Source organism: Enterococcus sp. 7E2_DIV0204 (genome assembly GCF_002140855.1).
Lineage (GTDB): Bacteria > Bacillota > Bacilli > Lactobacillales > Enterococcaceae > Enterococcus_L > Enterococcus_L lemimoniae.
The window spans coordinates 31,365-34,987 of record NZ_NGKY01000004.1 but is presented as its reverse complement, the minus strand read 5'-3'; the positions used below and the strand labels follow the sequence as shown (position 1 = coordinate 34,987).

The window sequence follows — 3,623 nt, the reverse complement described above, 5'->3', positions numbered from 1 at the left end:
TTCAAGCATGGGAGGACTTCTTTTTGATAAAGCGTTTGATAGAATACCTCTGATTTCTCATCTAATAATTTTTCATAGTGTGTCGTTGCTTTACGCCAAACAAAGCTGAACTTGTTGGCATCTGTTTCTATTTTGGTTCCATCAATAAAAATGGCTTCATTATCGATGATTTGATGGGTAATCAGTTGACGCATAAATAAAACAAAAGCTTCAGCTAGGAGCTGGGCAGTCGTTTTATGACTTCTGAATCGATTAATGGTTCGATAACTCACCTGTTCATGATTAGCTAACCAACGCATACGATAGCTATCCTCTAAGAGAAACTCAATTTTTCGCCCAGAAAATACTCGTTGGGTATACGCGTATAAAAAGATTTTTAACATCATCTTAGGGTGATAGGGCGGTCGGCCTAATTGTTGTTCCAGCTGATTGAAAAGTATGTGTGAGATTGCTTCAACCAGAGCATTAACCGCAAAAGCGACATCTGTTTCTGGAATATATTGTTCCATATCTAATGGTAAAATCGTTTGATTGATGGTATAATTTTTAAACATAAAAGCACGCTCCTTTTTGGTTTAGTTTTGTCACTTTAATCTTACAGGTTGGCGTGCTTTTTGTGTACCCTAAAATCAAAAAAAGTGGGGCAATAATCAGATTTTTTTCTGATTATTGTCCCACACTCGTCTATTATTAAAGCTGTAAATTACACTATCAAAATTGAATAATTGGTTAAAGAAATAATAATTACAGTAATTGCAATATACATTTTTACATATAGATAAATGAAGAATTTAAGCTCAGTTATAGTGTAAAAGAATGTAGCTGCAGATATGCGATATATTATTTGTTAAATCAATTAGCATAATAATACTCAAAATACTATAATTGGAATTTGGGATTATCACGATTTAGAAGTAAAAGAACTTGGAAAAAAAGATTCTTACAAGCAATCAAGGTAACCCAGTTGGTGATAACCAAAACTTACTGAGTGGGGGGATTGCGTGGACAACTGCTACTTCAAGATATACATTTGGCTGAAAAGCTTGCACATTTCAATCGTGAAAGGATCTCTGAAAGAGTTGTACACGTAAAAGGAGCAGGGGCCTATAGATATTTTGAAGTTACACATGATGTCTCAATGCATACAAAAGCTATTTTTCTGGCAAATATTGGGAAAAAACTGATATTTATATTCGTTTTTCAACAGTTGCTGGAGAATCAGGTTCTTCTGATGCTGAAAGAGATTCTAGAGGATTTTCAGTTAAATTTTATACGGAAGATGGCAACTATGACATTGTTGGGCTGAACTCTCCAGTATTTTTTGTTCGTGACCCACTTAAATTTCCCGACTTTATTCATTCTAAAAAAAGAAATCCAATTACTTATTTGAAAAGCCCAGATATGGTTTGGGATTTTTGGTCGCTCTCACCAGAATCACTGCACCAAGTTACCATGTTGATGGGAGATCGGGGGATACCAGCTACGTACAGACACATGCACGGATTTGGAATACTCACCTTTTTATGGGTAAATGATGAAGGAAAAAAATTGGATGAAATATCGTTTTAGAGCAAACCAGGGCATTGTTAATTTGGATGAGAATCTAGCCAAAGAGATAACAGATGATAATCCGGATTCTCATACGGAAGATCTTTTTAATGCAACACAGAAACATGAATTCCCACCATGGACTTTTTTTATCCAATTGATACCATTGAAGAAGGAATCAACTACAAAACAGATATTTTTGATGTGACGAAAACTATATCAAAAAAGGATTATCCCTTAGTAGAGGTGGGGAAACTTGTACTTAACAAAAATCCTAGTAATTATTTTAGTGAAGTGGGGCAAGCCGCATTTTCACCGGGTAGCCTAGTTCCAAAGATAGAACCCTCTCCTGATAAGTTGTTACAAAGTAGGCTATTTTCATACGGTGATGAGCACAGATATAGAGTTGGGACCAATTATAGTCAGTTATTCGTTAATGCAGCAATAAATAAAGTCAATAATTATCAGCAAGATGGAAATATGAACACAAAAAGTGTGTTTAAAGGAATCAATTATGAGCCGAATAGTTTGGGCGGTCCTGTGCAGAACAACATTGGAAAAACTACAGAATATGATATTTCGGGAAAAATAGGAAGTTTTGAATATGACACTAATTATTATAGTCAGGTTATTTAATTTTACGAATTACTTTCTGACGATGAGAAACTGAGATAGGCAGAAGTTGACAAACCCAGTTTACCGATAATTTTAATGACGATTTTTTCCACAACCTTGTAATGATCACAGCTAAAATTATTTTGATCTATCTTAGGTATTACCAAGTATTAATTTTAGTTGTTTACTTTTAAATCAACTATTTGGAGACACATTTGTTCCTTCTAAAGTATTGTAGCTAGTATTGTTTGGAGAAGATCAAGTTTATTTGTTTCAGTTGTATATAATGAATTTCGCCAAATAGTCGCAACTTCTTTCGTGCCTACTTCAATTATGCCATAGTCATCAGAAATCTTTGGTTCTAATTTCTCTACTAGTAGAGAAGGGATAGCAATCCATAAATAATTCATGTGCTGCTGGTATTGTTTACTATTGAAAGAACGGTGAAGATCTTCTTCAGATAGAATGACTTCAATAGAATGTAAGTTCAATTGATGGGAGTTACTAGTAGAGTTTTCAATAACTAAAAAGTCTATAGTATGTGATCGATCAGTAATTGAAGAGTAAAACGAAAAATTAGGAAACAATTTATAGACTTTCTTTTGGGCGTGAGTCGTTAAACTATTCATATTAACATCAGAAAAGTTATTTAACCAAGAGCTATAGGTTAAGGAGATGGCAATATCTGATACAGATAACGCGATCTCTTTTTCTCCTTCAGAGCAGCTAACTTCCGAGTGGCTGTTCTTTTTGATTATGCTACCGGGTTCATTCTGCCGGATTGTCTTGACTGATTTCCAAGCACTTAGTAATTCGGATCGCTTCAGCTCTCGATGCAATACCTTATCCATTAAATCGTCTTTAATGTCTTTATTCCCCTGACTGATCTTTTCTACCAATTCAAAGTTATCTGGACTGACTTCGACGTCTTCGATTCTTGGAACAGCTAGTCCTTTCTTTTTTGCTCTCGTTTGATAATCGAAATAAATTTCGCCAGCTTTTTTTCGTTTCCATATTAAGGACTCGGTGACGCCGGACTCGTAAGCCAAGTGTCTGATCCAACGAGTAAAGGATAAATGTTCTGGTTTCCATAAAGCACCCAATTCGACTTCTCTAATCAGTTCAAATAATCGAACCCAGGAGCGTTTATCTTTAATGAGGATTTTTTCAATTTCTTCTTCGATTGTTTTGATGTTCTTCATAAAAAACTCCTTTCTCAATAGTTACTATAACGTGTTATAGTAACTATTGCAAATCAACAAAATTCAGTCAAAATAACTGATTTTTCTGAATAAGACACAACCTTGTTGTGTCACATTCGTGAAAACAGGGTAAAGATAGACGGCTCTAAGGGTGACTCAATGTTTGAGTCGCTCTTTAAATTTATATATTGTTTGAATAAGACTAAAACTATAGTATAATATAATTAAGTCATATTTATAACGAGAGGAATTTTTTCA

Annotated in this window: 2 protein-coding genes and 1 pseudogene; 1 reads left to right on the top strand and 2 read right to left on the bottom strand. The window is 34.4% G+C overall.

The features are described from left to right. A partial coding sequence (locus tag A5819_RS17970) for a transposase (RefSeq protein ID WP_139843563.1) occupies nucleotides 1–554 on the bottom strand: 554 nt, incomplete at its 3' end. Between the two features lie 434 nt (nucleotides 555–988). Between A5819_RS17970 and A5819_RS20180 the strand changes: the two are divergent. Then, nucleotides 989–2,184, top strand: a pseudogene (locus A5819_RS20180) (catalase). 203 nt (nucleotides 2,185–2,387) lie between these two features. On the opposite strand, the gene A5819_RS17960 reads toward A5819_RS20180, so the two are convergent. Next, complete coding sequence (locus tag A5819_RS17960; protein ID WP_086353089.1) at nucleotides 2,388–3,365, bottom strand: hypothetical protein; 978 nt, start codon at nucleotides 3,363–3,365, stop codon at nucleotides 2,388–2,390. Nucleotides 3,366–3,623: the final 258 nt, after the last annotated feature.